The following is a 4,087-nucleotide window of genomic DNA, read 5'->3' on the forward strand; positions in this document are numbered from 1 at the left end:
TTTTCATCGGCACGATTTTGCTAAGAATTCGCCATCGACGAAGCCAGCGATTAGAATAAGCGGGACTATTCTCGTTGCTCGTGCCTCCAATTGATTGAGCTAGGTGTTCGCCGTGCGCATGCCCCTTGGTTTTCGTTCTGTTAGCTGCCCTGTCGCAGTTTGTCTCGTCGTCTCGATGGTATTGGTCGGGGGTGGTGCCGGCACCGTCCATGCGGCTGATTTTCTGACTGCCCAGCAAGCCACTCGGTTAGGTTTGGTCGAGGCTTGGCGGAGGCAAACCGAGGTTCCCGCGGGCGTCCAGTCCATGGTCGATCAGCAGATCTATGTGCACGCGGAAAATCCACGCGAGTACGTCGAAGTCGTGGCAGCAAAGGCATCCGCCAAACCGACCAACGGCGAAGAGCCGGGTGCGGTAAACGAAGCGGCCAAGCCGGAAGAAAACGGAGTGGCGACCGACAAGAACGTGTTGGTGCGAATTCCCACTGATCGCGTCGATGCGCATGGTAAGGCGATTGGCAAACCGGAAGCCGAGCGACTGGCAAGTAATGAGATTCGGCGGCTGAAACGCCGCGGCATCGAAGCGACGATGGAATCGCGAATTGTCCCGCGGGTTTGTCTCTATACGCTTGGGAACGATGGAACGCTGGAATGCCGTGACGCGGAATCTGGCGAATCGATTTGGATGGTTCGCGTCGGTGTCCGGCGACTCGGTTATAAAGCCCTCGGCGTGGGCGAGTCTTTCGTTAGCGTCGTCAATGGCGGTAACCTGTTAAGGATTGATGTTACCAACGGCGAGCTGATTGAGCAGCGACGCACCGTCAATGTCCCGATCTTCGGTGCAATTAATGCAGGCGATTTTGCCGTGATTGCCACGATCCAAAACGGAATCGAAGGTTATCCGTTGTACGATACCTCGCAGCTTCCGTTTCGCGAGCGTGTTGCCGGACGTGCACTCGCGTTGCCTGTCAAAGCACCTGGATCGACTCGAATCGCTTGGGGGACCGATCAAGGTTTTGTCTATTGCATGGAAACGTCGGGCGAACCGTCAGTGATGTTTCGGTTGAATACCGATGGCATCGTCAGTGCCCGACTTGCGGCGGCAAGCGATGATCGATTCTTCTTTGGATCCGAAGCAGGCCAAGTCTACGGCGTCAAAGGCACGCGAACAGGCCAGGTGTTGTGGAGTCGACCCTATGGAGAACCGTTTTACAATCAACCGATTATCGCGGGCGAGCAACTGCTGATTCGTTCCACCTATGGCACCCTGTATTCGCTTGGCTTGGACGATGGAATCAGTACTTGGCAGGACTCGGCGTCCAACATCGACGAATTGGTGGGAACCATTGGTGACAAGCTCTACGTGACCACGCTGAGTGGGGCGTTTGCGGTCTTGGATTTGAAGACTGGAAAGCAGGTGGAGTCATTTCCGGGGATTCGCCCCCAGCGATTGCTGCGAAACCCAAAAACGGATCGTCTGTATCTGATCGGTAGTACCGGGGCGGTTCAGTGTTTACGCAGTATTGACGCCGACTTGCCAGTGATCAGCGAAGGGTATGGCGAAGCGAAGCAGGAAGAGGAGAAAGAAGAGAAGAAGGAAGAGGAGACGAAGCCTGCTCAGCCTACTGAATTTGGTGTGCCCGCTGCCAATGATCCCTTCGCAGCACCTGGAGCCGACCCGTTTGCGGCCCCCGGAGCCGATCCCTTCGCAGCACCCGGTGGCGGCGATGATCCCTTTGGCGCCGATCCCTTCGGTGGCATGTAGGCATTCTCGTAGCGAAACTCGCCAAGAGTTTCGTTCACCTCCGCCGCAAACCATCGTCGACAGACATCGTGGGCTTCACTGTTCCAGCGAAGCCAGCGAGAGTCGGAAATCGAGTCCTCGGCGAGACTTCCGAGGGACGGCTGGTGGCGACGATCTTGCGCGATGCAGCCTTGTAAGTTGCAGCTTCTAGCGATGCAACTTCTGACGCGGTGAGGCCTCGGTAGCGTCGTTTTACGCGTCGCCGGGCGGTTGAATCTGGTCGTTGCCGTCTTCCATCTCTTGGATGTAGCGGCGCAGACGTTCCAGTTCGTCTTCGGCCCTTTTAGCTTCAACATGTTTTCGACTCGTTTGACGAGTTCAACTTTGTTGACCGGCTTGCTGAGAAAGTCATCGGTTCCCGCGGCAACGGCTCGTTCAATGTCGCCCAGTTCGTTCAGCGCCGTGACCATCAAGATCATCACCCGGCTGGTCGCCGGATTGTCTTTGATTTTCTTGCAGACTTCAAAACCGCTCAGTTTGGGCATCATCACGTCCAGCAGGACCAAGTCCGGTTGGAACGATTCGATCTTGTCCAGCGTGTCTTGGCCATCGACCGAGGTTTCCGTATCACAGTCGACGCCTACCAGGTAGGCTTCGAGCAGTTCGCGGTTCGCGATGTTGTCATCAGCAATCAGGATGCGGTGCATAGCGGTGTCAAAATCGTGGACGACGTGAAAAAAGGGGCGGATCCGGTGGCAATCCATCGTTTGGTTGCCACCGCTATTTTAGCGATCGAGTGCTTGGCGTCGCACTAGGCGGTGGCGTGATCGCCTGCAGGAACGGGAAAGTTCTTGCACAGTTCGCGGATCTCGTTGCGAATCGATTGGTGCCGCGATGCATCGTCGGAATTCGACAACGCTTGATGAATCCATCCGCCGATCTTCTTCATTTCATCGGTTCCCATCCCGCGAGTCGTCAAGGCGGGAGTTCCAATGCGGATTCCCGAGGGATCCATCGGCTTACGCTCGTCAAACGGGATCATGTTCATGTTGACCGTGATGCCGCACTCTTCGAGCACGGCTTCGGCTTTCTTGCCGCCCAGTCCCAATGCGGTCACGTCGACCAGCATCAAGTGGTTGTCGGTGCCGCCGCTGACCAATGGCAATCCTGCCGCCATCAGTGTTTCAGCCAACGCCTTGGCGTTGGTGACCAGCGATTTGCCGTACTCCTTAAACGCTGGCGTCATCGCTTCGGCAAAGCAAACCGCTTTAGCCGCGACGATGTGCATCAGCGGGCCACCTTGAGTGCCCGGAAAGACGTTGCGGTTGACCAATTTCAAGTGGTCTTTCTTGCACAGAATCAAACCACTTCGTGGGCCACGCAGTGTCTTGTGCGTCGTCGTGGTGACGTAGTCGGCGTACGGCACTGGGCTGTTGTGCTGGCCCGAGGCGACCAAGCCGGCGTAATGAGCCATGTCGACCATCAATTTGGCACCGACATCGTTGGCGATCTCGGCGAATCGATCGTGCGGGATCTCGCGGGGATAGGCACTCGCACCGGCAACGATCAGCTTTGGCTTGTGCTCGCGAGCCAGTTTGGCGATTTGGTCAAAATCGAGGCGGTGATTCTCTTTATCGACACCATAACTGTGGAAATTGTATAGCCGGCCGCTAATGTTCAGCTTCATGCCGTGAGTCAGGTGTCCGCCCTGAGCCAGGTCCAGCCCCAGCACCGAATCGCCTGGTTCCAGGCAAGACAGGTAAACGGCGGTGTTAGCTTGGGATCCCGCATGCGGCTGGACGTTCGCTTCCTCGGCGCCAAACAGCTTTTTCGCTCGTTCGATCGCCAGCGATTCGGTCACATCGACGTGCTCGCACCCGCCGTAATAGCGGCGGCCGGGATAGCCTTCGGCGTATTTGTTCGTCAAAACGCTGCCTGCCGCCTGCATCACCGCCAAGCTGGTGTAGTTTTCGCTTGCGATCATCTCCAACCCGTCCTGCTGGCGGGTGGCTTCGGCTTGGATGGTTTCCCAGATTTCAGGGTCTTGCTGCTGCAGCCAATTCATGAGTTTTATTGTTTGGGGGGAGAAGGATAGAAGTAAGCTTGCGATCTTCGCACCACGGCGGACACGATTGTCGACCGCCAAGGGCAAAGCGTCAATGTCGCCAAAACCAGGGAAACGGTGCAAAAAAGGAAATCGACAACCCGCGTAGTGGATGAGGCAACAAATCCCGAGAAGAAAACAGCGTTCGCCGCCTCGACCACGACAGGCAAAATAAATCACCCGTCACTCCGCCACCAAAACGCCGCTCTCGCTAAAATTCCTTCCCGACATTTATGGCGTCC

The 4,087-nt window shown here is 56.5% G+C and carries 2 protein-coding genes and 1 pseudogene; 1 reads left to right on the forward strand and 2 read right to left on the reverse strand.

Annotated features, from left to right (window positions below):
- Positions 1-1,051: 1,051 nt before the first annotated feature.
- Positions 1,052-1,405, forward strand: a pseudogene (locus RMSM_RS42935) (outer membrane protein assembly factor BamB family protein); the annotation flags it as partial.
- A 209-nt stretch (positions 1,406-1,614) separates the two neighbouring features.
- On the opposite strand, the gene RMSM_RS42940 reads toward RMSM_RS42935, so the two are convergent.
- Positions 1,615-2,448 carry a response regulator gene (locus tag RMSM_RS42940; protein WP_236622267.1) on the reverse strand — a complete coding sequence of 278 codons (834 nt, stop codon included), beginning with the start codon at positions 2,446-2,448 and terminating at the stop codon, positions 1,615-1,617.
- 104 nt (positions 2,449-2,552) lie between these two features.
- Positions 2,553-3,806 (reverse strand): serine hydroxymethyltransferase, encoded by a 1,254-nt coding sequence (locus tag RMSM_RS22625; protein ID WP_040769036.1) that lies wholly within the window; start codon positions 3,804-3,806, stop codon positions 2,553-2,555.
- Positions 3,807-4,087: the final 281 nt, after the last annotated feature.

The organism is Rhodopirellula maiorica SM1 (assembly GCF_000346295.1).
Classification (GTDB): domain Bacteria; phylum Planctomycetota; class Planctomycetia; order Pirellulales; family Pirellulaceae; genus Novipirellula; species Novipirellula maiorica.